The following is a 25,723-nucleotide window of genomic DNA, read 5'->3' as shown; positions in this document are numbered from 1 at the left end:
AACAGGCCTTCGTCCTCGGTGCGCACCCCGGACAGCAGTGGCTTGAGCTCGATTTCCTGCGCCGCCGCGTCCGCCCCTTCGATCCAGTGCGTGGCGCCGCGCGACATGTCGTTCCAGCCGGTGCCGCCGCCGTAGCCGGTCTGGCACGAGCGGAACTCTTCCAGGTCGTCCGGGGTGGCCATGCCGCTGACGTTGAAGAAGTCTTCGTACTGGCGGATGCGCCTGGCCCGCGCCTCGGCGCTCTCGCCCTTGGGCGCGATGCAGTAGATGGTGATTTCGGTCCGGTTCACCGAGATCGGCCGGGCGATGCGGATCTGCGAGCTGAACTGGTCCATCAGGTAGACGTTGGGGTACAGGCACAGGTTGCGCGAGTTCTGGATCATCCAGTCGGCGCGGGCCTGGCCGAAGTCGCGCGCCAGTTCGTCGCGGCGCTCGAAGGCCGGGCGGTCCTCGGGGTTGGCCCAGCGCGTCCATAGCAGCAGGTGGCCCTTGTCGAACGAATAGAAGCCGCCCCCGGTCTTGCCCCAGCTGCCGGCGCTCATGGTCTTGATCTCTTCGCCGGCTTCACGCAGCTTGCGCTGGTTCTGGGTCGCGGCGTAGTTCCAGTGCACGGCACTGACGTGGTAGCCGTCGGCACCGTTTTCGGCGGTCAGCTTCCAGTTGCCTTCGTAGATGTAGCTGCTGGAACCGCGCAGCACTTCCAGGCCCTCGGGCGACTGGTCGACGATCATGTCGATGATCTTGGCCGACTCACCCAGGTGCTCGACCAGCGGCAAGACATCGGCATTCAGGCTGCCGAACAGAAAGCCGCGGTACGACTCGAAGCGCGCCACGCGGGTCAGGTCATGGGAGCCCTCGCAGTTGAAGCTGTCCGGGTAGCCGGCGTCCACCGGGTCCTTGACCTTGAGCAGCTTGCCGCTGTTGTTGAAGGTCCAGCCATGGAACGGACAGGTGTAGGACGACTTGTTGCCGGTCTTGTGCCGGCACAGCATCGCGCCGCGATGGCTGCAGGCGTTGAGGAAGGCGTTGAGCACACCGTCCTTGTTGCGGGCGATGAAGATCGGCTGACGGCCGATCTGGGTGGTCAGGAAGTCGTTCTTGCCGGGGATCTGGCTTTCGTGGGCCAGGTAGATCCAGTTGCCTTCGAAGATGTGCTTCATCTCCAGGTCGAACAGGCGCGGATCGGTGAACATCTCCCGCTTGCAGCGGTAGATGCCCTGCTCCTTGTCTTCCTGGAGCAGCGAATTCAGATAATCAGAGCCGAGGGACATGACCTGGAGCCTCCATTGTTATTGTTCAGGCCAGGTCAGGTTAGGGCGATGGAGGGGCGGGCAATATCCGCTTTATGCAGATCACTATCCGTTTCTTGCAAACGGGCAATAACACCTGCGGATGGCAAGTAGGAGCGCGCTCTGCCCGCGACCGAGTGCGTAGCGCTCGCAAAATCTGCCAGACGCCACAAATGCTGAACTGTGGACGCACTCAAAATTTATGAAACGCCACAAATTTACGACTGCTAACGCATTCGGTCGCGGGCAAGCGCGCTCCTACAAGGGTTCAGTTCATTCCTGCAGTGACTCGACCCCCAGTTCGTTCCACACGTCTTCGGCCAGGTGGAAGGTGGCGTTGGCCGCCGGGATGCCACAGTAGATCGCGCTCTGCATCAGCACTTCCTTGATCTCGTCGCGGGTCACGCCGTTGTTTTTCGCGGCGCGCAGGTGCAGGCGCAGCTCGCCTTCGCGGTTCATGCCGATCAGCATGGCGATGGTGATCAGGCTGCGGGTGTGGCGTGGCAGGCCGGGGCGGGTCCAGATATCACCCCAGGCGTGGCGGGTGATCATTTCCTGGAATTCTTCGTTGAACGGCGTGAGTTTTTTCAGGCTGTTGTCGACGTGGGTGTCGCCCAGTACGGCGCGACGCACCTGCATGCCGGCGTCATAGCGTTCTTTTTCGTTCATGGATCACTCCTGGGTGAAATGGGTGTGTTCAGCCACGGCCCGCTCAACCCAGCGCCGGGCCTGGCCCAGGTAATGGGCCGGGTCCAGCAGGCGGTCCAGCTCGTCGGCTGACAAATGTTCGGTGACCTGAGTGTTAGCGCCCAACACCTGGCGCAGGTGCGCGCCCTGCTCCACGGCGCGACGGCAGCTTTGTTCGATCAGATGGTGCGCGGCATCGCGGCCAACACAGCGCGACAAGGCAATGCTTACGGCTTCGGCCAGCACCAGCCCCTGGGTCGATTCGAGGTTGGCGCGCAGGCGTTGCGCGTCCACCTCCAGCCCCGGCACCACCAGCAAGGCCTGTTGCAAGGCCCCGGAGACCAGGCAGCACAGCTCAGGCAGGGTTTCCCACTCGGCATGCCACAGGCCCAGGCTGCGCTCGTGCTCTTGCGGCATGGCCGCCAGCATCGTCGCCACCAGCCCCGGCGCCCGGGTGGCGGCGCCGATCAGCACGGCGGCGCCCACCGGGTTGCGCTTGTGCGGCATGGTCGAGGAGCCGCCCTTGCCTGGCGCCGACGGTTCGAACACCTCGCCCACTTCGGTCTGCATCAGCAGGCTGATGTCGCGGCCCAGCTTGCCGAGGCTGCCGGCCAGCAGGCCCAACAGGCAAGCGAACTCCACCAGCCGGTCGCGCTGGGTGTGCCAGGGTTGCTCAGGCAGGGTCAGGTCAAGCTCATCGGCCAGGGCCTGGGCCACGTCGAACGCTTGCTCGCCCAGCGCAGCCAGGCTGCCCGACGCACCACCAAACTGCAGGCTCAACAGGCGTGGCTTGAGTTCGGCCAGGCGCTGGCGGTGACGGGTTACGGCGCCCAGCCAGCCGGCGATTTTCATCCCCAGCGTGACCGGCGTGGCCTGTTGCAGCCAGGTGCGCCCGGCCAGCGGGGTGTCGGCATAACGCTGCGCCTGAGCCGCCAGGTGCCCGGCCAGTTGCTCAAGGTCACGATCAAGCAACACGATGGCCTGCCGCAGTTGCAGCACCAGCCCCGAGTCCATGACGTCCTGGCTGGTCGCGCCCATGTGCACATAGCGCTCGGCCTCAGGGTTGTGCGCGGCAATGCGCTTGCCCAGTGCCTTGACCAGCGGAATCGCCGAATTGCCGGCGCTGCCGATGGCGATGGCCAGTTCGTCGAAGTCGAACAAGGCCGCCTGGCACTGCTGCTCGATATCGGCCACTACGGCGTGCGGAATCAAGCCGACCCGCGCCTCGGCCCGGCTCAGGGCTGCCTCGAAGTCGAGCATGCCTTGCACCCGGCCGGCGTCAGAGAACACCTGACGCATGGCAGGCTGGGTGAAATAGGCGTCAAACAGGTGATTGCTGGGTGTACTCACAAAAAGGCTCCTGTGGAAGGCATCATGTCGCATCGGCATGGCTGACCCGGCCCTTGAGCAGGATCGCCAGCGCCGCCAGGGCCGCCGGGACCATCAGCGCGGTCAGGACCTGCTCGAAGCTCCAGCCCAGGCCCAGCAAGGTGGCCCCGGCCCAGGCACCGAGGATCGCACCGAAGCGGCCGATGCCCAGCATCCACGACACGCCGGTAGCGCGGCCCTGGGTCGGGTAGAAGCGCGCCGCCAGCGAGGGCATGGCCGATTGCGCACCATTGATGCACATGCCGGCCACCAGCACCAGGCTGGCCAGCAGCATGACGTTGTCCAGGCTCTGCCCGACCAGCCAGGCAAACGCCCCGGCCAGCGCGTAGGCGCCGCCGATCACCCAGTGCGGGTTGTAGCGGTCCATGGCCCAGCCCACGCCCACGGCACTGAGCACGCCGCCCAACTGGAACAGCGCGCCGATCACCGCCGATTGCTCAAGGCTGGCACCGCTGTCGCGCAGCAGGGTCGGCAGCCAGCTGGTCAGCAAATAGACAATCACCAGGCCCATGAAGTAGGTCAGCCACAGCAGCAAGGTGCCGACGCTGTAGGTGCCGGAAAACACCACTTTCAAGACATTGCGGCTGCCGACGCTGGCCTGCTCGGGCACGCTGAAATCCGTGACGCCCACCAGTGCCTGTGGGGCGATGGGTTCCAGCACCTTGCGCACCCGTGCCGCGCCGCGATTGCGCACCACCAGAAAGCGCGCCGACTCGGGCAGCCACAGCGCCAACGCCAGGGCCAGGACCAACGGCAGGACACCGCCAAGCAGCAACAGGCTTTCCCAGCCCAGGGCCGGGATCATCTTGGCCGAGATAAACCCGCCGCTGGCCATGCCCAGGTTGAAGCCACAGAACATGCTGGTCACCAGCATCGACTTGAGGCGTTCAGGGGTGTATTCGGACAACAGCGTGGTGGCATTGGGCATCGCCGCGCCCAGGCCGATACCGGTCAGCAGGCGCAGCACCAACAGTTGATCCAGGCTGGTACTCCAGGCCGACAGCAGGCTGAACAGCCCGAACAGAAACACCGCGACCACCAGCACCAGCTTGCGGCCGAAACGGTCGGCCAGCGGGCCGGAGCCCAGGGCGCCGAAGACCATGCCGATCAGCGCGGCACTCATCACCGGCCCCAGGCTGGCGCGGGCAATGCCCCACTCCTGGCTCAGCGCAGGAGCGATAAAGCCCATGGCGGCGGTGTCCAGCCCGTCGAGAAAGACAATCAGAAAGCACAAGGCAACCACACGCCATTGAAACGCCGACAGCGGTTGTTCATTGATGAAACGCTGCACATCGAGGGTTCGCCCCCCGGCCGCAGTAGCAGAAAGCGTCATGGCTTATCCCTTTTATTGTTATGCAGGAAAGCCTGCGCACCGGGCAGTGCGCAGGCCTGGATCACGCAGCAGCGTTAGAAATCGAAGAACACCGTTTCGCCTTCACCCTGTACGCGGATGTCGAAGCGATAGGCCAACTGGCCGTCCACCGTGCAGCGTTTGGCGACCAGAGTCTCGCGGCGCTGGACCTGCTCGACCAGGTTCAGCACCGGGTCGGTGGCATTGGCCGCGGTTTCATCGTCGAAATACAACCGCGTGTGCAGGTGAATGTTGATGCCCCGGGCAAACAGCGAGACGTTGATGTGCGGGGCCATCGGCACGCCGGCGCCATTGGTGACCACCCCGGGCTTGACGGTCTTGACCGTCCACACGCCCTCGTCGTCGGTGGCAGTGCGGCCGAAGCCGTTGAAGGGCCGGGTCGGGTCGTAGGTGGGGTCGTAAACGCCTTGGTGATCGGCCTGCCACAACTCCAGGTACGAGTCGCGCATCAGTTGGCCGTTACCGTCATAGACCGAACCCAGCAACAGAATGGGTTCACCGGCAGCACCCGGCTGGGCCATCTGGTTCCAGATTTCCAGCTCGCGGGTCGGATTACCGGCCACTTGCAGCGCAAGACCGATATGAACGTACGGACCGGCTGTCTGTGAAGGGGTTTCCGGCAGCAATTGAACGGGCATGGCAACCTCCTCAGCGGTTTTCGAAGTGGGTCTGGCGCTGGCCGCGCAAAACGATGTCGAAGCGGTAGGCCAGGCAATCCATCGGATTGGCCAGGCCCATGTCGAGCCGCGCGATGAGGCTCTGCACCGCCTCAGGGTTGGTGATCGACTTGACGATCGGGCACAGCGGGATCAACGGGTCGCCTTCGAAATACAACTGGGTGATCAGGCGCGTGGCAATCGACGGGCCGCTGACCGACACATGGATGTGCGCCGGGCGCCAGTCATTGGGGCCGTTGCGCCACGGGTACGGGCCGGGCTTGATGGTGCGGAAGCTATAGTTGCCGTCACGGTCGGTCAGGGTCCGGCCTACGCCACCGAAGTTCGGGTCGATGGGTGCCAGGTACTGGTCACGCTTGTGGCGATAACGGCCACCGGCGTTGGCTTGCCACATTTCCACCAGGGTGTGCGGCACCGGCTTGCCGTACTGGTCGACGACCCGACCGGCCACCAGGATACGCTCGCCGATCGGCAGGCCCCCGTGATCGAAGTTGAGCAACAGGTCGTTGTCGAAGCGCCCCAGCACCAGATGGGAAAAATCGGGACCGGTGGTTTCCGAGATCGACTGCGGGATGCTGACCAGCGCCTGGCGCGGCGAGCGCAGCACGGAGGTCTTGTAGTCGGGCGTGAGGGCTTTGGGGTGCCAGTTTCGATCACGAATGACGAAGCGGCTGTTGTCGGCAACAGACATGGCTTGGGTCCTTGGCGTTGTTGTTATGAGGCAGGCTGTACCGCCGGCGCATCGGGCTGGCCGCAGTGTCACGCGCCAAGGATTTTTCTAAAATTGAAAAAAAAGCCACCATCCATAACCAAATGGTTATGGATCAAGCCCGTAGGCACCGTTGCGGTAGGCTTCGCCAACCTGGCGCAGTTCATCCACGCACCACAGCGCCGCCCGTGACAAGGGCACCGCCGGGTTGCTGCACAGCCCCACCGAGCCGCCTGGCTCGCGAATGCCCATGTCGAGTTCGACCAGGCTGGCGTCCTGCACCTCTTGCAATACTGCATCGAGCGGCGCGATCCAGATGGCGTTGCTGCGTTGCACATAACGCCGGCTGAGGGTCAACGACAGGGTTTCCAGACGCTGGCGTGGCGGCTGGATGCCGTACTGCACGAACAGGCTGTCGGCAAAGGCGCGGATGGTGGTGCCGGCCAGCGGCAGCACCAGCGGGTAGTCCTGCAGGCTTTCACGGCGCAGGGGCGCGGCCAGCAACGGATGATCACGGCGCGCTACCAGGGTCATCGACTCGTTATAGAGATGCTCGAAGCTCAGGCCGTGGATCTGCGGGCTGTCGGTCATGCGCCCGACCACCAGGTCCACTTCGCCGACGCGCAACTGGGCCAGCAGGTAGGCACTGGGGCCGGTCATCACGCTGACGATCAGCGCCGGGTGACGTTCATGCAGACGGGTGAGCACCTCGGGCATCAGCAGGCTTTCGGCGGTGGACAGTACGCCAAGGCGCACCGTGGCCGTCTCGTGCTCACCCGAGCGCAGGCTGTTGACGCCCTCGCGCAGGGCCTGGACGCTGGGCCCGGCAAAGCGCATGAAGGCCACGCCCGCCCCGGACAATTGGGCGCCGTGCTTGCCGCGCAGAAACAGTACGGCGCCCAGCAGGCCTTCGAGCTCCTTGAGCGCCTTGGACAAGGCCGGCTGGCTGATCGCCAACTGATCGGCGGCCTTGGCCAGGCTGCCCTGGCGCGCGACTTCGAGAAAGCACACCAGGTGGCGGTATTTGATCCGCGTATCGATATTCAACGGCTGCAGGGCCAACTGAGGAAACTGGCCACCTGATCGACATCGAACGGCCAGTCCAGCTCGGCACCGGTGTCGACCCGGCGCAACACCGGGATACGCAGGTCGTAATACTCAAGCAGCAACGGGTCGTCGGCGATGTCAACCAGCTCGACCATCAACCCGTACTCGACCAGTGGCAGCAGCAGCCCTTCGGCCACCTCGCACAGGTGACAGCCGGGCTTGCTGAGCAATTGGCATTCGGGTGGCATGGGAACGGGCTCGCAGTAACAGGTGAATGGGGCCGGTGACCCGTTCATTCTAGGCGCAGTGGCGTAGAGCGTCGAGGCCCGACACCCTGACGTCTACGCACTGCCCAACAAATGGGATCACATTATTCAAGGCCGAATTTGAAACAAGGCATTTTCCTACACACTGCGCCTGCCGGCCTGGCTTGAAAACAAGCCGATCCAGCGCATACTTTGATTGCACACCAAGTCACACCGTCACGCCACGCCCCATTACACCCCTGCTTGTTGCACGTACTCTGCACAGCCGCTTTCAACACAGTGACTGCACGCGCACACGCTTGATGGATTGTTATTAAACCCATGGACAGTCAACAACAATAAAACGGAGATAACGGATGACGATAACAGCCCCCCTGCACTCACAACTTCGCCCCTTGTATCAGACTGGCCGATGTTCATGACAGCGGCCGCGCAACAAAACTATCTGTCAGCCGAAACCGGCCTGCTGGCGGCCCGCGAAGAAGGCTATTCCCACTGGTACATCGATGGCAGCCTGGAGGGCGAACGGCCCGATGACTTCAAGACCGAGCGTCTCGCAGCCCTGATCGAGCTGATGCAGGTCACCGGCATGCAGCCCATCTACCATGGCAATTTCAAGGCGCCTCTGGGCAGCGATGTCAAAGCCCTGGCCAGCAGCGCGCTGGACTACGTCAAGCAGGAAGTCGACCTGTGCCAGGCCCTGGGCGGCGTTCCGCTGATCGTCCATGGTGGCGGCATCGTAGATGCCACGCCTGGTGCGCGAGGCGTGTGGCATCGGGCTGCGCCACCTGATCGACAATCTGCAACAACTGGTCGCCTATGGCCGGGCGCGGGGGGTCGAAATCTGGCTGGAGAACCTGTGCAACTACACCCGGCTCCACCCTTTCTATTACATCTGCACCACCGAGGACGAAGTCGAAGCGGTACTGGCTGACGTGCCTGACCTGCACTTGTTCCTCGATGTTTCCCACGCCTACGTCAACCAGGGCGATCCCCTGTCCTTTTTCAACAAGTTCAATGCGCGTGTCAGGGGCATGTCGTTCCGCGACAACAAGGGTGACCGCGATGCTCACTCTCCCCTGGGTCGCGGCACGCTCGACTTTCCGGCGCTGCTGACCGCGATTGAACGCACCGGCTGGCACGGCACGATCGGTTTTGAAACACGTGGCGCCACGTTACTTAAAAGCGTGAACTTCCTGAACAGCCTTGCGCACCATTAAAGTTCAATAAGCATTACATTGCCGGCGATTGATAGTCGCCGGCAATCCGAGGATTTATTCATGAGTGACAACACTGAAACATCACTTGTAAATACGCCCATGACGTGCCGAAAGAGGTCGGCGTTTATTGAAGGGTGCATTGATGCTTCGCCGGTCAGCCTGACCTTTGTGTTTCTGTTTTTTTCCATTGGTGCAGCAAGCAGCGAAGCAGGCTTCACTGCCTTGCAGGCCATGGTGATGACGTTGACCGTGCATGCCGCGCCCTTGCAGGTGTTCCTGACCCAGCACGGCGTCAGCCTGACAGTGATGTCCATCCTGCTCACGACCCTGGTGGTCAACTTCCGCTTTGTCATCATGTCGTCGGTGCTGGCAGAGCACTTCAAGGGCGTGCCGCTGTGGAAATCACTGCTCTGCGCGCAGTTGCTGTCGATCTCGACCTTTACTCTCTCCACAGGCAAGAAAGACAAGATCGACAACCTGCACGGCTATTACCTGGGCTGCGGGGTCAGCACCCTGAGCGTGGCCGTGATCGCCACGGTCGCCGGCTTCTGGATCAGTACCGAGCAGGGCCCGTACCTCAAGGCCGTGATCGGCATCATCCTGCCCGTGCATTTCACGGCACTGGCCGCGCTGAGCTGGCCAAAACTCAAGCCCCTGCTGGTCACCATGGCCGGTTTTGCCCTGACCCCGGTGGCCGGGCGCTTCCTGCAGGAGTACCAGATCTTCGTGGTGCCCTTTGTGCTGGCCGGCCTGATGCTGGCATTCGATGCCCTCAAGGCAAGGCATGCACCATGAGCCACTGGACCCTGATTCTGATCGCCGCACTGGGCTCCTATGCGCTGCGCGCGCTGCCGATCCTGTTCTTTCACCGGTTTCCACTGACCGAGCAAAGCCTTGCCTGGCGTTTTCTGAGCTATGCGGCCTTTGCCGTGATGGGCGGGATCATTTACTCGGCACTGCTGGGAGACGCCTGGTACAGCGACTGGCAAGGGCATTTCGATGATGCCTCGACCCTGATTCGCCTGGCGACGCTGGCGGTGGCCGTGATCGTGGCTGCCCGCTACCGCGGTGTATTCCGCACGCTGTTCGTGTCCCTGACGTTCTTCATGCTGATCACCGCGCTGACAGGAGTCTGATATGCCGCCCCTTACCTGCCTGAACACCTTGCGCGCACGTCATGCCGCACTCTGTGCACAACCGCCATCGCTGAACATGACCCGTGGCCTGCCCTCTGCCGAACAGGTGGCGCTGTCACGGCCCTTTCTCAGCCTGCCGGGCGAGCAGGCCTTCTGTGCCACCGATGGCCAGGACTGGCTCAATTATGGCGGGCTGCAGGGGCTGCGCGAGGTCCGGGACCTGTTTGGCCCGCTGCTGCTGGGCCTGCCTGGCGAGCAGGTGGCGGTGGGCGAGAACTCGAGCCTGGCGCTGATGCACGAGACCCTCGGGCACGCCTGGGTACGCGGTTTTCCCGCAAGCCCTGCCTGGGGCCGGGCTGACAGGGTGCGGTTCATCTGTCCGGAGCCTGGCTACGACCGGCACTTTTCCATCTGCGAGTATTACGGGATCGACATGGTGCCAGTGGCGATGACCGAACACGGGCCCGACATGAACGAAGTCGAACGCCTGGTCGCCAGCGATCCGACGATCAAGGGCATGTGGTGCGTTCCCCGGCACGCCAACCCCAACGGCGCCGTCTACACCCCGCAAGTGGTCACACGCCTTGCCGCCATGCCGGCGGCAGCCAGGGACTTCAGGCTGTTCTGGGACAACGCCTATGCAGTGCACGACTTTGCCGGGCCGCCTGCTGAGGACAACAGCGCTATCCACACAGCCTGTGCACAGGCCGGCCACCCGGACCGGGTCCTGGCCTTTGCCTCGACCTCGAAGATGCTGATTCCCGGTGCGGGCCTTGCCTTTTTCGGTGCCAGCCAGGCGATGCTGCGCTGGTGGCTCGAATGTCGCACGCACAAGACCATCGGCCCCGACAAGGTCAATCAGGTGCGTCATCTGCTGTTCTTCAAGGACCCTGACACCGTGCGCCGGCACATGCAGCAACAGGGGCACCTGTTGCAGGAAAAGTTCGCACAGGTCGAGCGCATCTTCGACCAGCATCTGAGCGGGATCGAACAGGTCAGTTGGTCAAGCCCCGGTGGCGGTTATTTCATTGCCTTGCAGGTGCCACACGGGCGCGCTGCACAGGTGGTGGAGCTGGCCGGCCAGGCCGGTGTGAGCATGACCCCTGCCGGTGCCACCCATTGTCATGGTATTGATAGACAGGGCCGTCACTTGCGGATCGCCCCGTCCCACCTGTCGCTTGAACAGGTGGTGACGGCGGCCAGAATCATTGCCCATGCCGTTCAACTTGCCTGCGCAGCCCCGGCTGCCGAACACTGAGGTCAATCGCCATGATGGTCTACGATGCTGAACGCCTGGTCCGCGAGGCGCAGGAGCCGCTGGCGCACAACCTCGCTTGCGTATGCCTGGAACGCGACCTGACCGGCTGGAGTGGCTGGCCGGCCACCTACCACGAAGATCAGTTCATGCGGGTAGGCACCCTGGCACAGGAGCTCAAAGACGAGTCCACCCTTGATGAATATCACCCGGCCGGGACGTCCTACTGGTCGCCCCACGCACCGATCGCCCCGCGCTACTACCCCTACAATCAGTGCGGCGTGTGGACCTGTGTCACCTGCGGCCGGTTTTACCTGCGACACAACGATGAAGGGGCCTATCATTCGGAGCGACGTATACGCCGCGTGTTGCCCGAACATGTTGTGGAGGTGCCGCTCAGCGGTGATGCACCGCCGGCCTGACACTTGAATGAAAGCGTCGCTTGCAAAAGGCATTGGCCCGGTCGAGCACCGGCTTTTCAAAGAGCCGGTAGCCGACCCAGCCATAAACCAGTACGGCAGCCATCATCAGCACGGCAAAGACCAGGTTATCCAGGTAACTGCCAGGCCAGGGCCCCAGCCATGTCCACACCCGTCCGATCACCCCCAGCACCAGCAAGTGCGACAGGTAAAGGGTGTAGGACATGTCACCCACCGCCACCAGCGCCGGACTTATCCGCACCCGACCACGACGCTCCAGCAGCGCCAGGCTCAGTACCAGGCCACCGAAGGTCACGCCCACCACCAGCATGCGCGCCAAGCCATGCCCTTCGAACAGCTGGAAAAAGCCGATCAGCGGCATGCCCACCAGTGTGGTCAGCCATAGCAGGGCCCACACGGTACGGTCAGGGATCCTGGCGCTGTAGGGGCTGTAGAACAACAGCGCCAAGGCCGCGCCACCGATGAACTCCAGCGCATAGGGATGCACGATGATCTGCACCAGAGGCGAATAATCCTGCCAGGACTGCAGGGTGTTGAACACCAGCAGCAGCAAGGCCCAGACCGCCAGCAAGCCCGGTAGCCAGCGCTCGCGCCACGGCAGAAAGCCACTGAACACCAGGTAGAACCACAATTCGAACACCAGTGACCAGGCGACCATCACCAGCAACACCTTGTCGCTGGGCAGCAGCAGGAACGAGCGCAGCAAGTTGGAATCACCATGACCGCTGTTGACCATGCCCGGTTGCACCAGGTACACCGCCAGGGTGATGAAGAAGTACAGCCAATAGGTGGGGTAGATGCGCGAGACCCGGTTGAACACAAAGCGCTGCGCCTGGACGCTGTCCTGAAAGCGGCCGCGACTGACGATCACCATCACAAAGCCGCTGATGACGAAAAACAGGTCGACGCCCAACTGGAAGAAATCCAGAAACCCCGGCAGCAGCCGGTCTCCGCCTGAGTATCGGGCCTCGACCGAAGTCATGTGAAACAACACCACGCCCAGCACCGCCAGGCCCCTGAGCCCCTGCAGGGCAAACAGTCGCTCCATGCACCACGCCCCATCACTGACCGACGCTGTGCCGGTACTGCCAGATTCATGAGCCCTGAGCATAGCCAAAGGCTACGATCCTGCTGCGCCCACCGGTACGTGGCAAGGCCAGTCAGTTAGCTGAAGTTTCGTCGAACGCAGGATGCTGTTGTGGGAGGCGGCTTGCCGGCGATGACGCCCTGACAAGCCCCGCGCCTGTACCACCGCATTCGCCAGCAGAACGGCCGATTTCCAGGCCTGGGGCCGGTAGATTCAAGATCTTCAGTGCCTGACAGCCTGCATTCGCGACCGTTGGTCGCTCCTACGGGGGCAAGGCCAGTCAGTTAGCTGAAGTTTCGTCGAACGCAGGATGCTGTTGTGGGAGGCGGCTTGCCGGCGATGACGGTCTGACAAGCCCCGCGCCTGTACCGCCGCATTCGCCAGAGCGGCCGATTTCCAAGCCTTACACAATCCTGTGGGAGCGACCAGCGGTCGCGAAAGGGCCGGTAGATTCAACATCTTCAGTGCCAGATAGCCTGCATTCGCGACCGTTGGTCGCTCCTACGGGGGTAGGGCCAGTCAGCACAGACGCAGCAGATGTATTGCCTAGCTGGCCTCATCGCCGGCAAGCCGCCTCCCACAGGTTTGATGTGACCCTGAATTTCGGGCTTGGCACCAGACTGTGGAAGGCGGCCTCCCACAATTTGTGTGTCAGACGCAAAAACGGGTGAAAACCGGCCTGACTGATCGGCATTACCAGTACGTGGCGGTTCAATTGACCGAAATGTTGCGCTGGCGGCCTTCATCGATATCGAGATGACTGAACCGCCCCTCGCCATCAAAAAGCAACCAGTCATCCCCGCAACTGCGCACGATCACCTCATACAGGTCATGCTGCGGCCATTGCAGACGGGCACACAGGCGGTCACTGTCGCGGTGAATCATATGCCAGGCACTCTGCCGATCGCCGTTGACGTAAGCCACCAGCAGCCAGTGCGTGGAGGCCTTGAGGAGAACGGCATCGCTGTCATGCTCAGTGCTGGTTTCGTCCAGGCCCGGGAGGCGATAGCCCTTGCGGTCGCGGCCCTCCTCCAGCAGGAGGATGGGGGCCCCGGTGTCGACGTGCTTGAGGCGGTACTCCAGGAACTGGCCATCGAAGCAGAACACCTGGTCGCTGTCTTCATAGATCCGCGCCGGCATCGGTTCGCGTCCGGTCAGCCGGCGCTCGGGCAGCGTGTAGTGCCAGAACTGGTTATCGCCATCGGGGTTGTACAGCCACCAATGCTCATGCTTTGTGTCCTCGCGCAGGCAGATAATCTTCCCCGGCAGGTCGCTGACATGCCAGAGCGTGGCAAAGCCGTGGTCCACATCCACCACCCGCACCTGCTTGTCGCGACCGATGGTCCAGGCCGTGCCATCGAACGAGCGGGCATGGACATTGAACATCAGCACACCCAGGTCTTTGGCGGTGCGATTGACCAGGTCCAGCTTGCTGATGCGCCACACGCCATCGTGCCGGGCCAGCGCCAGGGCCACTTGCCGGCTGTGGGCAATGACCAGTTCCTGCGCCGGCACCGAGAAATGAAACAGTGTCTTGCCGCTGGCATCGATCACCGAGGCCCCCGCCTCACCCAAGGCCAGCAGGTAACGGTCATCGTCCAGCACGGCAGCGTCCAGGATCGCCCGGCTGCCCGCTTGCGGCGCGGTCCATTCCAGCGTGTCCGCCACCTTGTCCAGCGACGTGCGGGCCGCCGGCATCAGCAGCCTGGCCGGCAGGTCGGCCTGCAACAGCGGGTCCTGGCTCATTTTCATCAGTGTCTGCAACTGGCTCTGGGTCAGGCGCGTATGGCCGCAGGACTGGTCGGCCAGGATCGCGTGGACCGTCGCGCCACTGATCCAGGCCAGCGCAGCCTGTTGGTCCTGATGCTGCAACAACGCCTCGGCCAGCGCGGCGCGCTCGGTGTAGCGCTGCGGATCATCGCGCAGTTGCTCGACCCAGGCGCCATAACTGGCCAGGGTGTCGGGCAGCAGGATGGCGCGCTTGACCAACGCGCCGATGGCCAGGCGTCCACCGGCCGCCTCGGCATCGAGCAGCCATTGCGCCGCACGCGGGCGCTCGGCCGGCAGAGGCCAGACCACGTCCACCGCTTGCAGCCACAAGCCCTTGCCGATCAAGGCCTGCGCCCACTCCAGGCGCAGGCGGTCGGCCTGCTCGGGCCACTTGTCCTGCAGCATCGGCACGGCCTCGGCAAAGGCATCGTCGCGCCGGGCCACCAGCAAGGCCCGCTGCCAGTCGCCGGCCAGGCACAGCAGGCGCACGATCATCGCCGCCGGCATGTCCCAGCCCAGCGCCAGCTCGGCCGCCTGTTGATGGCGCCCGTGCTTTTCCAGGTAATCCAGCGCTTCCTGACGCACCTTGAGCAGCTCGGCCAGGACAAACACGGCCTCCTCGACCCGGCCTTCGCGGTCCAGGCGCTCGAAGGCCTGGCGGTACAACTGCTTGAGGTGCGCCTCCATGTCTTCTTCGAACAGCATCGCGCGACCGGGGCCGGTGTGCTGGCTGAGCTTCAGTTCATCGCGGCGCTGCGGCGTGCCGAAGGATTGCTCGGTGGCGCCCTGCCCGCTGCCGATGGGGATGGCATGACGCAAGGCTTCCTGCAGGTCGCCGTCCTCGAACATGGCCAGCATGCGCTGTACGTAGGCTGCCTGGCGCTTGCCGTACAGGTCAGACAAGCGCGAATGCCGGGTCAGGCGCGTCAGCCAGCGCCGCCAGGTGGCCGGTTTGTGCCAGCCTCGACGCGCGCGTGGCGCCAGCGCCGGCGGCGCCTTGCCCGGAGGCGCCGAATCATTGGCAGCCGCCTGTTGCGGGGCCTGGCGCCGGGCCTGCTGTGCAGCCTTGGCCGAGCCTGGTGCACCGCCCTGGCGGACCGGCACGTCACGCTGGCGCAGCAGTTTGCGCAGGCCCATCAGCAACAGCGTGAACAGCACGACCCCGATGAGCAGGCTGATCAGCACCGCGCCGATGCTCACGGAACCGGAGGGACGTGCTTGATCGAACTGCGCGGCCAGCGCGGACATCAGCATCACCAGCCCGAGAAACACGGCCATCTTCAGCCAGTCGGGATACGGGCCACTCGGCGCACGCCAGGGGTCACTGCGCGCAGCGGTTGCAGGCTGGGCGGACGGCGACTTATCTACCGCCTGGCGCTGACGCGCCTGCAAGGCCTGCATTACCCCTTCGCGCTCGGGGCTGGCCGGGCCCACGGCATCGCCCAGGATGTCACGTACATCGCTGGCGATTCCCAAGGGTTCCAGTTCCGGTTCGGGCAGGGTGCTGCGGCAATCGAAGGTCTCATGCAAGGGGTAATCGCTGATCGCCAGCCAGTCACCCGGCGCCAGCGCCGTGGCGTCACGCAGGTGCAAGGCGCTGACCTGGCTGCCGCGCACCAGCCACAGGTCGGCGGTCGGCAGGTGCGCCCGCTCCTGCTCGGTCAACGGCGCTGAACACAGGCCGCGCCCCTGGCGGATCAACGGCCAGCCGGCCAGGGTGTCGCAGTGCAGCGACAGCGGCTGGCGCCAGCACAACAGGTGGCCGTCGGCGAAGCGAAAGGCACGGGCGCCGGTCTGCCAGTGCTGCACGATCAGGCGCGCGCATTGCTGCTCGGTGAAGCGTTCGGCCGGCCACCACAGGCCCTCGACCTGCTGCTGGCCGGTCAGCACCGGACGGCGGATCAGTGTGGCGTCATGCTCAGGCATCGGTGCGTTCCTTGTGTTCATCCTTGAGCTGGTTGCACATCACCTGCAGGACCAGGGTGCGGCCCGAGACCGAATACACCAGCAGCTCCCGGGCCGTGGTCAGCACGGCGACCAGGCCGCTGAGGCTGCAAAAGCTCACGCGGGCAATCGGTTGGGTCGTGGTGAACAGCACCTGTTGCTGACCCTGGCTCCAGAGCCCGATGCTGTGTTTGTCCGGCGCCATCATCACCAGCGCGTAGTGGCGGCGGCCTGGTTGCAACACCAGGCCCAGCCCTTTCCAGCCGGGGGCCAAGTGAATGTGTTCGCTGTCCATTTGCAGGCTGTGGGCCGGCACCACCTTCCAGCTCTGGCGACCATTGTCGACGCGGCCCAATGCACAGCCGCCGAAATGCTTGCGCCACAAAGGGTTGGCGGCAAACAGCACCTCGGTGACGCCATCGGCATCGCCGAGCATGCCGACACAGGTTGTGGTGCCATCGACAGTGACCGTGTAGGCATACAAATGCCCGGCCTTGTTGTGCACATAGCCCATCCAGTGCGGGTCGACCATCGACAGGCCCAGCACGTTGTCAGCCAGGTAGCAGGTCTTGCCCGCCTCCGGCGGTGCTGGCGCCTTGCCGCTGTGGGCGACCCAGTACGCCAGATGCCCTTGGGTGTCGAGCACAAACAACCGGCCACCCTGACGGCTCGGCAACCAGGCCACCGGCAACCAGTTGGCCGTGCCCGGCGGCAGTTGCAACTGCTCACGCTCGGGCTTGTCGACCGGCCTCAGACCACGCACGTTCCAGAACCACAGCCAGTCGCTGTCGCTCAGGACGGCCGTCACGGTACGGCTCATGAAGGTCACGGCCAATGGCGTGCGCGCCCCGTTCCAGAAACTGTGGTGCACTTGCAGGTTCAGTTGCTGCTCCGAGGCCGGCAGGCGGATGACCACCATGCCTGGCTCGTCGAGCAGGCGCAGGGCAATGTGCTTGCCGGTTATCGAAATCACCGGCGGCAGGGTCAGCGACACCCGCGATACGGTCCCTTTGAGCACGGACCTGACCACCTCGCCCTCGAACTGGCCCTTGAGCAGTGGCACGGCCAGGCGCGCGTCCGGTATCGGCAGCGTCACCTGCCGGGTACTGCCGGCCTGCAGTTCGACACTCAGGCGCTGGCCGTCCAGGTGGCGCTGCACCTGGACCAGGTGGGTAAAGGGCGCCACCGGCGACCTGGGCAGGCGCAGCCCCACCCCCCAGCATTCCCCGGCGCGCTGCGGCTGGTCGGCCAGAAAGGCGCGCCAGGCCTGCCAGTGCCCGTCATTGACCACCGTCCAGGTCGCGGCATCCAGCAACTGACGCAGGTGCGCGACGCTGTCGAATGCATGCAGCGTCGGTGTTGCATCCTGGAGGATGCCCCAGCGCAGCTCGGCACCGGCCTGCCGGGCACGGCGCGCCAGCAGCATCAACAGCGCCAGGTGCACCAGCCGCGCCGCGCCCAGTTGCAGGGGGCCGGCATCGAACAGCACGACCATCAGCCGATTGGCCTGGCGGGCCCGGTACTGTGGCGCCAGGAACACATGCTCGCCCTCCACCGCCCGGCGCAGAAACTCGTCGGGCAGTTCTTCAGCCAGCAGCCATTCGCTGGACAGCAGGCGCTCATAAGGACCACGGCGTTGCAGGTCGCCCAGCCCGTCCGGTTCCGGCACACCGCCTTGCTGGCGGCCATGCAGCGGTCCGAGCAAGGGATTGAGGCGCCCCAGCAGGTCGGCAAACAGCGGCAGGTAGTCGGGCGCGAACCATTCCAGCCATTGGCGCCAGGGGTGCAGCGATTCAGGCAATTGCATCAGCGGTCCGCCCAGTGACTGGCGATGCGCTGCAGCAGCGCTGCGCTCAAGGGTAACTGCCGGTCCAGCGGCACCGCCGCCCTGGGCGCATGCCAGAGCAGCAGCGGCGAGCGGGCCAGGGCCTTGGCCAGCGCCTGCCCCAGCAGATCGACGGGCACCACGGGCTCCCAACGGGTCGGCAGCCACAGGCCGGGCGCACGCTCATCGGTGCAGGCGTATTCGATGCCATCGACCCACGGCAGGTCGGCAGCCGGACCGGTAACAATCAGCCCGTCGCGATGCGCGGTGGCATGCAGGCGGCGATCAGCCCCGTCAGCGTTCAGCAACAGACGGGCATGCAGACGCCGGGCCACCTCGCCCCAGGCCACGGCCGCCTGAGGCTTGGCCGGGTGCAGGCGCGGCTGCCAGTCCCAGGCCATCGCCGGGGCCGGACTCATGACTTGCCCGGTCATACCGCGAACGTCAACAGGCGGGTCAATTGGCCACGCGCCTCCTGCAACGGTGCCGGCATCGTCTGGCTGTCGAAGTTGGAGTCGATTTCGCGCAGCAGGCTTTCCAGTTGTTCATTGGAAGGCGGCTCGCTGCTTTGCAGGTAGGCCTGGGCGCTTTCCAGCAGGCGATTGAGCCGCGACATCGGCTGCAGGGTCGCCTCCTCCACAGCGCTGAACAGATGGCTGTTGCTCGACTGCGCCAGCAGTTCACCGAGGATCTCACGCCCGTGCTGCTGGGTTTCCTGGGTCGGCAGCACGTACAGCAGCGGCCACAGGTCGGCCTCGCTGGCCTCGACACGTCCACCGAGCAAGGCGGCGGCGGCAATCAGCCGCTGCGACTTGACGATGCGTCGGTCGGACAATGCGATGCCGGCTTCACGCAGGCGACGAATCGCCTGGGCCAGCAGCGGCCGCACCACCGTAAGGTCGACCTCGCCCAGCGCCTGGCTGAGCGTGTCGAGTTGACCCAGGTCGAGCAACGCCTGTACGCGGCGCTGCTCGCTCTGCCAGCCACCGGCCAGCATGGCTTCGAGCTGGTTGTCCGGCACCGAGTCGACAAACAGGTGCAGCAGGAAGCGATCACCGAACGCCTGCAAGGCTTCGTCGTCGGGCAGGCCGTTGGAGGCGGCGACGCAGACACGCAGCGGACACTGGATCTGGGTGTGACCGCGCCGGAAGCGCCGTTCGTTGAGTACACCCAGCAAGGTGTTGAGAATGGCCGTCGAGCCCAGGAACACTTCGTCGAGAAAGACGATATCGGCTTCGGGAAGCATGCCGCTGACGTCGGTTTCTACCGTGCCTTCACGCAGCTTTTTCAGGTCGACCGTGCCGAACAGTTCCGAAGGCTCGGTAAAACGCCCCAGCAGGTATTCGAAATAACGCCCGCCCATCGATTGCGCCACACGCCGCACCACCGCGCTCTTGGCGGTGCCGGGCGGGCCGATGACCAGGATGTGCTCCTGGGCGACGGCGGCCAGCACGATCAGTTCGGCCAGTTGTTCACGCCCGATCAGGCCCTCGGTGGCGGTCCGCACGACCTGACGGATTTGCGCGGCCGCGCTGTGCAATTGAGCGTTCATAACATCCTTTCCTGAACGGGAGTGGCTCTGAAGAGGCCTTATGGACCGGTAAAAAGCCGAAAAGATCCGTAACAGAGCTGACACGCCAGTCCCGCAGCGCGCCGCTTCACTCCCCCCCCCCCCCTCGATACAGCGCCTGCAAACCCGACATTTACATTTCAGGATGTGTTATCCAGCATAAGTTGGCATGACCCACTCCGCCGCCTGGGAACCGTTCCATGACCCTGTCTCGCTCGACAAAGATCGCCCTGTTGGTCGCCGCCACCTTCTTCATGGAAAACCTCGACGCCACGGTGATCGTCACCGCCCTGCCGGAAATGGCGCGCAGTCTTGGCGTGGCGGCGGTCGACCTCAATGTGGCCATCAGCAGTTACCTGATCGCGCTGGCGGCGTTCATTCCCATCAGTGGCTGGCTGGCCGATCGCTTCGGCGCCCGCCGGGTGTTTGCCAGCGCCATTGCCATGTTCAGCTTCGCGTCGTTGTTGTGCGGGCTGAGCAGCAGCCTTGAAGCGTTTATCGCCGCACGGGTCCTGCAAGGCATCAGCGGCGCGATGATGGTGCCGGTCGGGCGCCTGGCGGTGCTGCGCGCCACCGAGAAAAAAGACCTGGTCAAGGCCATCGGCTACATCACCGCGCCCGCCCTCATCGCCCCGGTGCTCGGCCCGCCACTGGGCGGCCTGATGGTGACCTACGCGAGCTGGCCGTGGATTTTCTACATCAACCTGCCACTGGGACTGGTGGCCTTTATCGCCACATTTTCATTGATTTCCGATGAGCGCACCGAGCGCCGCCGGCCCTTCGACTGGCTGGGCTTCATCCTGCTGGGCAGCACCTGTGCCGCGTTGCTCTATGGCTTTGAATGGCTGGGCCAGGACCTGAAGAATTTCTGGCCGGCCAGCCTGCTGTGCCTGGGCGCACTGCTGCTGGGCGTCTGTTCGGTCTGGCACATGCGCCGCAGTCCGCATCCGTTGCTCGACCTGAGCGTGCTGGGCATCCCGACCTACAAGGCCAGCCTGATCGGCGCCTCGCTGTTTCGCGCCTGCATCACTGCGCTGCCATTCTTGCTGCCGCTGATGTTCCAGCTGGCGTTCGGGCTGCCGGCCATGACTGCAGGCTTGCTGGTGATCGCGGTGTTCGCCGGCAACCTGGCCATGAAAGCCTGCACCACCTGGGTGATCAACCGTTGGGGCTTTCGCCAGGTGCTGCTGGTCAACGGCGCGCTGGGCGTGGCCGCCATTGCCGTATGCGCCAGCTTCACGGCGGCGATGGATCACCGGCTGATCATGGTGCTGCTGTTTCTGGGCGGCCTGTCGCGGTCACTGCAATTCACCGCCTACAACACCCTGGGCTTTGCCGACGTGCCGCAACCGCAGATGAGCAATGCCTCGACGCTGTTCAGCATGATCTTTCAACTGAGCATGGGCCTGGGCGTAGCCCTGGCCGCCCTGCTGCTACGCGGCGCGATGCTGCTGCATGGCAACGCCGGCACGGCCGATACAGCAGATTTCCAGCTGGCCTTCGTGCTGCTGAGTGTCATGGCGCTGGTGGCGATGTATGACAGTCTGCGTCTTGAGCCGCAGGCGGGTGCAGCGATTCTGAAGCGGCCTTGAAGGGCTGCGCATGATCGCTGACAGCGCGCGGTTTGGACTCAGGCGGTTTCAATCCCTGCCTTGCCCATCAACGCCATCATCCTGGAGTCCGAACTGACTGACGCGTTGAATGCCTGATGCAAGCGCTCATTCAAACCCGGAACGCAGGCGAGGGCCTTGAACCTTGTACCAACCTCCAGGAGGCCATTGTCTTCATACAGTTGATGCAGGTGTTTTTGCGTCAGTTGTGCAAACTCGGCCTGTTCTTCAGGGGAAGCATTGTCGAAACCGACGTTGGCGGGATCTCTATAGGTTGCAGCCTGACCCAGTGCTACTTCGTTGCTGAGGTCTCGCCCATACCCCTTCAACCAATCCGCAAGCGCATAGGCCTGTACGGGGGCAGCCTGGCTGGGCGTGGTGGATACGGCACCGGGCACCGTGGCGTGTGCCGGCGTAAAGACCGGCTTTGGTTTATCTGCCCTTACAGGCGTCGTGTCTACCCGGGGTGTTCTGGAACGAGCGGTTGGCAGACTGATAGGCGACGAACTTGAAACGTTGAATGGCATAGCGGCTCCCTGCACTTCGATGCGGTATTTAACTTCCACTTTCATGGGTCAACGAAGATTCAGCAATTTCTGCGCCAGCTTCTCTGGCCGGCTATTGGTGATCAGACAGGGCTGCCGGTCCGATGCAATGGGCCATGGAGCGGCTGTTTATTGGGGCAACGCATCGCCGACTCCGGCAAGAAATGGCCAGCATGACGTTATTTTTTCCTGTTCGTTCCAGGAAATTTTTTCATTTTCAATTGCATTTTCCCCCTCGATAAAGCGACCCACCTCGTCACGAGGTGAATTCTCTTCATCATCGCCTCCTGTGCGGCTTCATCGTACCGTCACCCGATGATGGCACATTGGCATTCCGCGAAGTCCTCATCGATACTGGCCCGCAGGTCGCCCAGCGCCTCCTCCTTTTACCTTGAATAGGGATATCTTCATGACGCCTCAAGAACTGGAACTTGATGTAGCCGTTATCGGCGGCGGGGCCTCGGGTACCTACAGCGCCTGGCGCCTGCAACAGGTACATGGCGACACGCAGAACATTGTGCTGTTCGAGTACAGCGACCGGATCGGCGGGCGGCTGTTCAGCATCAACCTGCCAGGTTTGCCGAACGTGGTCGCTGAGGTCGGTGGCATGCGCTATATGCCGGGCGCAGACGGCCATGTGCTGGTCGACACGCTGGTCGACCACCTCAAGCTGGCGACCCGGCCGTTTCCGATGGGCGCGCCGGAGCCGGTGGGCTCGAAGAACAACCTGTTCTACCTGCGCGGCAAGCGTTTTCGCTACCGCGACTTCGAGGAGGCGCCGGACAAGATCCCGTACGACCTGGCCTGGTCGGAGCGTGGTTTTTGCCCCGAGGACCTGCAGGTCAAGGTCATGAACTATGTGTACCCAGGCTTCGACACCCTCAGCCTGTGCCAGCAGATGCAAGTGCAGGTGTTCGGCAAGGAGATCTGGAAGTACGGGTTCTGGGACCTGCTGTATCGCGTCATGAGCAACGAGGGCTACCAGTTCATGAAGGACGCTGGCGGCTATGAAGCCAACGTCGCCAACGCCAGCGCCGTGACCCAGTTGCCGGCCACTGAATACAAGGACACCATCCGGTTTCTGACCCTGGCCGAGGGTTTCCAGAGCCTGCCGCTGACCCTGGCACGTGAATTTTCCGACCTGCCCGGCCAGTTGCCGAGCGAAAAACGTGTGCAGATGAACCAGCGCCTGGTTTCGATCAGTTACGCCGATGACACGGTCTACCCGTACCGGCTGCACTTCCAGAGCACCGTCACCGTCGATGGCCAGACCGATGACAGCGTCGGCAGCCAGGTGGTCAAGGCGCGCAAAATCATCCTCGCCATGCCGCGCCGCGCGCTGGAGCTGATCGAGGCGCCGATCTTCAGCGACCCATGGCTGAAGAACAACCTGGGCTCGGTGCTGATCCAGTCGGCTTTCAAGCTGTTTCTGGCCTACGAAAAACCCTGGTGGCGCTCGCTGGGGCTGGTGGCCGGGCGCTCGGTCACCGACCTGCCGATTCGCCAGGTGTATTACATGGGCACCGAGTGCGAGCAGGAAGGTGGCGAAGCGACCCTCAACTCATTGCTGATGGCCTCCTACAACGACCTGGGCACCGTGCCGTTCTGGAAAGGCCTGGAAGACGGCCCGCTGTTCACCGGGTTCACCCCCGCCAGCCTGGCCGGCAGGATCAAGGCCGAGCATGTGGTGCCGCGCACCGAGTTTGCGGTGAGCGACGAGATGGTCAAGGTCGCGCAGATGCAGGTCACCCGGTTGCATGACCAGGTCGAGCTGCCGGCTCCGTATTCGGCGGTCTACCACGCGTGGGACAGCGACCCTTACGGCGGCGGCTGGCATGAATGGAAAGCCAATTACCGGATCGACCAGATCATCTGCCAGATGCGCAACCCGGTCGAGGACCAGTCGATCTATATCGTCGGCGAGGCCTACTCCTATGGCCAGGGCTGGGTCGAAGGCGCACTGACCGTGGCCGAATCGACGCTGCAGGAATTTTTCGGCCTGGACCGTCCCGACTGGTTGCCGGACACCTATGCCTTGCTGCCAGTGCCCACGCCCTATGGTTGCAGCTTCGAACCCGGCCAGCCGGTGCCCGGTAGCGACACCAGAGCCATGCTCGAGAAGGTCACCGAGTTTGCCTGGAAAGGAATCCGCAATGGCGACCAATAACCTGTTCACCGTCGCCGACTACTTGCTGGCCAGGCTTGAGCAACTGGGCCTGGACAAGGTTTTCCAGGTGCCTGGCGATTATGTCGCCCACTTCATGGACGCCCTGGCACGCAACCCGAATATCGACGCGGTCGGTGACATCAACGAACTGGGCGCCGCCTATGCCGCCGACGGCTACGCACGTTATCGCGGCATAGGCGCGGTATCGCTGCAATACGGTGTAGGCACCTTCAGCGCCCTGAATGCAATCGCCGGGTCTTATGTCGAGCGCAACCCGGTGGTGGTGATCAGCGCCAGCCCCACGGCGGCCAACCGGCAGTTGATCCGCTCCGAAGATGTGCTGTTTCACCACTCCACCGGCGATTTGCAGGTCGGGCGCAAGGTGTTCGAGAACGTCACGGTCGCCTGTGAACTGCTCGACGACAGCCGCACCGCGCCAGCCCTGATCGACAAGGCCCTGGTCGCCGCGATCAGCGAGCGCCGGCCTATCTACCTGGAGGCCTGGCAGAACGTCTGGGGCGAGGCGTGCCCGGCGCCGCTCGGTGAACTGCGGGCCGTGGCCACCCCCTGCGATGCATCATCCCTGCTCGCGGCGGTCAGCGCCTCGGTGCAACGCCTGCGCGCCGCTTCACGGCCGGTGATCATGCTCGGCATCGAGATTGCCCGCTTCGGCTTGCAGGAGCAGGCCTTGCGCCTGATCGAAGCCACCGGCCTGCCGTTCACCACCACGCTGGAAGCCAAGACCGTACTCGACGAAGCCCATCCGTTGTTCATCGGCACCTACGCCGGCACCGCCTCGCGGCCTGAAACCCGCGCGTACATGCAAGGCGTCGACTGCATCCTGGCACTGGGCGCGATCTTCACCGACGATTACCTGAACCTGCTGCAGAACGACTTTGGCAACATCATCCTGGTCAATACCGCGCAGGCACGCACCGGCTTCCAGTACTACCCGCACATCGCCCTGCCCGGCTACCTGACGGCGCTGAGCAGCGCGCTGGGCCTGTGTGGCCACTTCCCGGCCCTTGAACAGCCCTTGACCGTGCATGCGGCCTGGCCGGCGCCGCTGCCGGACACCACGCCACTGGGCTATGAGGTGTTTCTCGACGCGCTGAGTTTTTTTGCCGACCAGAACGACCTGTGGGACGACAGCGCCCTGATTCTGGGTGAAAGCTCGTCGCTGTATACCGCCAGTAACATCCTGTGGATGCCCCGCGACAGTTTTGTGGCCGAGGCCATCTGGGGCTCGCTCGGCCATGAGACCGGCTGTGCACTGGGCGTGGCCATGGGCGGTGCACGACGGCCCATCGTGGTCGCCGGCGACGGCGGCTTCATGATGATGTGCCAGTCGCTGTCGACGCTGGTGCGCAACCGCATCAACGCCGTGGTGTTCGTGATGAGCAATGAGGTGTATGCCATCGAGCAGGCCTTCGTCGACATCACGGCCTTTCAGACCGGCCACTTCGCGCCATTCGACGTGCTGCCGAGCTGGGACTACCCGGCCCTGGCACAAGGTTTCGGCGCCCAGGGCCATACGATCTCGACCCTGGGCGAACTGCGCACGCTGCTACCGCAATTGCTCGACAGCCCACACACCACGCTGGTCCAGGTGGTGATCCCGAGAACCGACCTGGCGCCCCAGATTGCGGCCCTGGCCTCGGCCACCGATCAGGATGTCTGAGCCTTTGCAGGCGCGTGCGACAACGGCTGTACATGTG

Annotated in this window: 23 protein-coding genes; 8 read left to right on the top strand and 15 right to left on the bottom strand. The window is 63.8% G+C overall.

Annotated features, from left to right (window positions below):
* The 9 genes from benA to DGA31_RS30410 form a co-directional block, all read right to left on the bottom strand.
* The coding region (gene benA / locus DGA31_RS26580; protein ID WP_109514522.1) for a benzoate 1,2-dioxygenase large subunit at nucleotides 1-1,271 on the bottom strand (1,271 nt) is incomplete at its 3' end.
* 291 nt (nucleotides 1,272-1,562) lie between these two features.
* A complete protein-coding gene (gene pcaC / locus DGA31_RS26575) occupies nucleotides 1,563-1,958 on the bottom strand; it encodes a 4-carboxymuconolactone decarboxylase (protein ID WP_056837937.1) in 396 nt (131 codons plus the stop codon).
* A 3-nt stretch (nucleotides 1,959-1,961) separates the two neighbouring features.
* Nucleotides 1,962-3,326 carry a 3-carboxy-cis,cis-muconate cycloisomerase gene (locus tag DGA31_RS26570; protein WP_109514521.1) on the bottom strand — a complete coding sequence of 455 codons (1,365 nt, stop codon included), beginning with the start codon at nucleotides 3,324-3,326 and terminating at the stop codon, nucleotides 1,962-1,964.
* A 22-nt stretch (nucleotides 3,327-3,348) separates the two neighbouring features.
* A complete protein-coding gene (pcaK, locus tag DGA31_RS26565; protein ID WP_109514520.1) occupies nucleotides 3,349-4,698 on the bottom strand; it encodes a 4-hydroxybenzoate transporter PcaK in 1,350 nt (449 codons plus the stop codon).
* Nucleotides 4,699-4,772: 74 nt separating this feature from the next.
* Nucleotides 4,773-5,375 (bottom strand): protocatechuate 3,4-dioxygenase subunit alpha, encoded by a 603-nt coding sequence (gene pcaG, locus DGA31_RS26560; protein WP_109514519.1) that lies wholly within the window; start codon nucleotides 5,373-5,375, stop codon nucleotides 4,773-4,775.
* A 10-nt stretch (nucleotides 5,376-5,385) separates the two neighbouring features.
* Nucleotides 5,386-6,105 (bottom strand): protocatechuate 3,4-dioxygenase subunit beta, encoded by a 720-nt coding sequence (gene pcaH, locus DGA31_RS26555; protein ID WP_056837929.1) that lies wholly within the window; start codon nucleotides 6,103-6,105, stop codon nucleotides 5,386-5,388.
* Between the two features lie 126 nt (nucleotides 6,106-6,231).
* Nucleotides 6,232-7,170 (bottom strand): pca operon transcription factor PcaQ, encoded by a 939-nt coding sequence (gene pcaQ, locus DGA31_RS26550; RefSeq protein WP_056838022.1) that lies wholly within the window; start codon nucleotides 7,168-7,170, stop codon nucleotides 6,232-6,234.
* A complete protein-coding gene (locus DGA31_RS26545) occupies nucleotides 7,167-7,418 on the bottom strand; it encodes a glutaredoxin family protein (protein WP_056837927.1) in 252 nt (83 codons plus the stop codon). The genes pcaQ and DGA31_RS26545 overlap by 4 nt, the downstream gene beginning before the upstream one ends.
* Nucleotides 7,419-7,884: 466 nt before the next feature.
* Nucleotides 7,885-8,163 carry a hypothetical protein gene (locus DGA31_RS30410; protein ID WP_241509657.1) on the bottom strand — a complete coding sequence of 93 codons (279 nt, stop codon included), beginning with the start codon at nucleotides 8,161-8,163 and terminating at the stop codon, nucleotides 7,885-7,887.
* 16 nt (nucleotides 8,164-8,179) lie between these two features.
* Here DGA31_RS30410 and DGA31_RS30405 point away from each other — a divergent pair, with 16 nt between their 5' ends.
* Genes DGA31_RS30405 through DGA31_RS26520 form a run of 5 tightly spaced genes read left to right on the top strand, consistent with a single transcriptional unit; the run spans nucleotide 8,180 to nucleotide 11,469 of the window.
* Entirely contained in the window at nucleotides 8,180-8,656 is a 477-nt protein-coding gene (locus DGA31_RS30405; RefSeq protein WP_241509656.1) for a sugar phosphate isomerase/epimerase family protein, read from the top strand.
* A gap of 60 nt (nucleotides 8,657-8,716) precedes the next feature.
* Nucleotides 8,717-9,451 (top strand): AzlC family ABC transporter permease, encoded by a 735-nt coding sequence (locus DGA31_RS26535; RefSeq protein ID WP_109514518.1) that lies wholly within the window; start codon nucleotides 8,717-8,719, stop codon nucleotides 9,449-9,451.
* On the top strand, nucleotides 9,448-9,792 hold the full coding sequence (locus tag DGA31_RS26530) for an AzlD domain-containing protein (RefSeq protein WP_056837920.1): 345 nt from the start codon (nucleotides 9,448-9,450) through the stop codon (nucleotides 9,790-9,792). The genes DGA31_RS26535 and DGA31_RS26530 overlap by 4 nt, the downstream gene beginning before the upstream one ends.
* 1 nt (nucleotide 9,793) lies before the next feature.
* On the top strand, nucleotides 9,794-11,050 hold the full coding sequence (locus DGA31_RS26525; RefSeq protein WP_109514517.1) for an aspartate aminotransferase type Ic: 1,257 nt from the start codon (nucleotides 9,794-9,796) through the stop codon (nucleotides 11,048-11,050).
* Between the two features lie 11 nt (nucleotides 11,051-11,061).
* Nucleotides 11,062-11,469, top strand: coding sequence for a hypothetical protein (locus DGA31_RS26520; RefSeq protein WP_240043507.1), 408 nt, complete (start codon nucleotides 11,062-11,064; stop codon nucleotides 11,467-11,469).
* Here the strand turns inward: DGA31_RS26520 and DGA31_RS26515 are convergent.
* The 5 genes from DGA31_RS26515 to DGA31_RS26495 all read right to left on the bottom strand — a co-directional run bounded on the left by DGA31_RS26515 (nucleotide 11,444) and on the right by DGA31_RS26495 (nucleotide 19,665).
* Complete coding sequence (locus tag DGA31_RS26515) at nucleotides 11,444-12,535, bottom strand: acyltransferase family protein (RefSeq protein ID WP_109514515.1); 1,092 nt, start codon at nucleotides 12,533-12,535, stop codon at nucleotides 11,444-11,446. The genes DGA31_RS26520 and DGA31_RS26515 overlap by 26 nt on opposite strands.
* Before the next feature lie 750 nt (nucleotides 12,536-13,285).
* Nucleotides 13,286-16,270, bottom strand: a complete 2,985-nt coding sequence (locus tag DGA31_RS30525; protein WP_109514514.1) for a bpX6 domain-containing protein — start codon at nucleotides 16,268-16,270, stop codon at nucleotides 13,286-13,288.
* Nucleotides 16,263-18,095 (bottom strand): hypothetical protein, encoded by a 1,833-nt coding sequence (locus tag DGA31_RS26505; RefSeq protein ID WP_056837911.1) that lies wholly within the window; start codon nucleotides 18,093-18,095, stop codon nucleotides 16,263-16,265. The genes DGA31_RS30525 and DGA31_RS26505 overlap by 8 nt, the downstream gene beginning before the upstream one ends.
* Nucleotides 18,095-18,547 carry a bpX5 domain-containing protein gene (locus tag DGA31_RS26500; protein ID WP_241509655.1) on the bottom strand — a complete coding sequence of 151 codons (453 nt, stop codon included), beginning with the start codon at nucleotides 18,545-18,547 and terminating at the stop codon, nucleotides 18,095-18,097. Before DGA31_RS26500 ends, DGA31_RS26505 begins: the two co-directional genes overlap by 1 nt.
* A complete protein-coding gene (locus DGA31_RS26495) occupies nucleotides 18,544-19,665 on the bottom strand; it encodes an AAA family ATPase (RefSeq protein WP_056837908.1) in 1,122 nt (373 codons plus the stop codon). The genes DGA31_RS26500 and DGA31_RS26495 overlap by 4 nt, the downstream gene beginning before the upstream one ends.
* 218 nt (nucleotides 19,666-19,883) lie before the next feature.
* On the opposite strand from DGA31_RS26495, the gene DGA31_RS26490 reads away from it, so the two are divergent.
* Entirely contained in the window at nucleotides 19,884-21,275 is a 1,392-nt protein-coding gene (locus tag DGA31_RS26490; RefSeq protein WP_109514513.1) for an MFS transporter, read from the top strand.
* 38 nt (nucleotides 21,276-21,313) lie between these two features.
* On the opposite strand, the gene DGA31_RS26485 is transcribed toward DGA31_RS26490, so the two are convergent.
* Nucleotides 21,314-21,865, bottom strand: coding sequence for a hypothetical protein (locus tag DGA31_RS26485; protein ID WP_152035084.1), 552 nt, complete (start codon nucleotides 21,863-21,865; stop codon nucleotides 21,314-21,316).
* 382 nt (nucleotides 21,866-22,247) lie between these two features.
* Here DGA31_RS26485 and DGA31_RS26480 point away from each other — a divergent pair, with 382 nt between their 5' ends.
* Nucleotides 22,248-24,005: a flavin monoamine oxidase family protein gene (locus DGA31_RS26480; RefSeq protein WP_109514511.1), complete on the top strand. Its 1,758-nt coding sequence runs from the start codon at nucleotides 22,248-22,250 to the stop codon at nucleotides 24,003-24,005.
* The gene (locus tag DGA31_RS26475; protein ID WP_109514510.1) at nucleotides 23,992-25,686 is read left to right on the top strand and encodes an alpha-keto acid decarboxylase family protein; all 1,695 of its coding nucleotides are present in this window, start codon (nucleotides 23,992-23,994) and stop codon (nucleotides 25,684-25,686) included. The genes DGA31_RS26480 and DGA31_RS26475 overlap by 14 nt, the downstream gene beginning before the upstream one ends.
* Nucleotides 25,687-25,723 lie beyond the last annotated feature (37 nt).

Source organism: Pseudomonas ovata (assembly GCF_003131185.1).
In the GTDB taxonomy this organism is placed as follows: domain Bacteria; phylum Pseudomonadota; class Gammaproteobacteria; order Pseudomonadales; family Pseudomonadaceae; genus Aquipseudomonas; species Aquipseudomonas ovata.
This window is presented reverse-complemented; position numbering and strand designations above follow the sequence as displayed.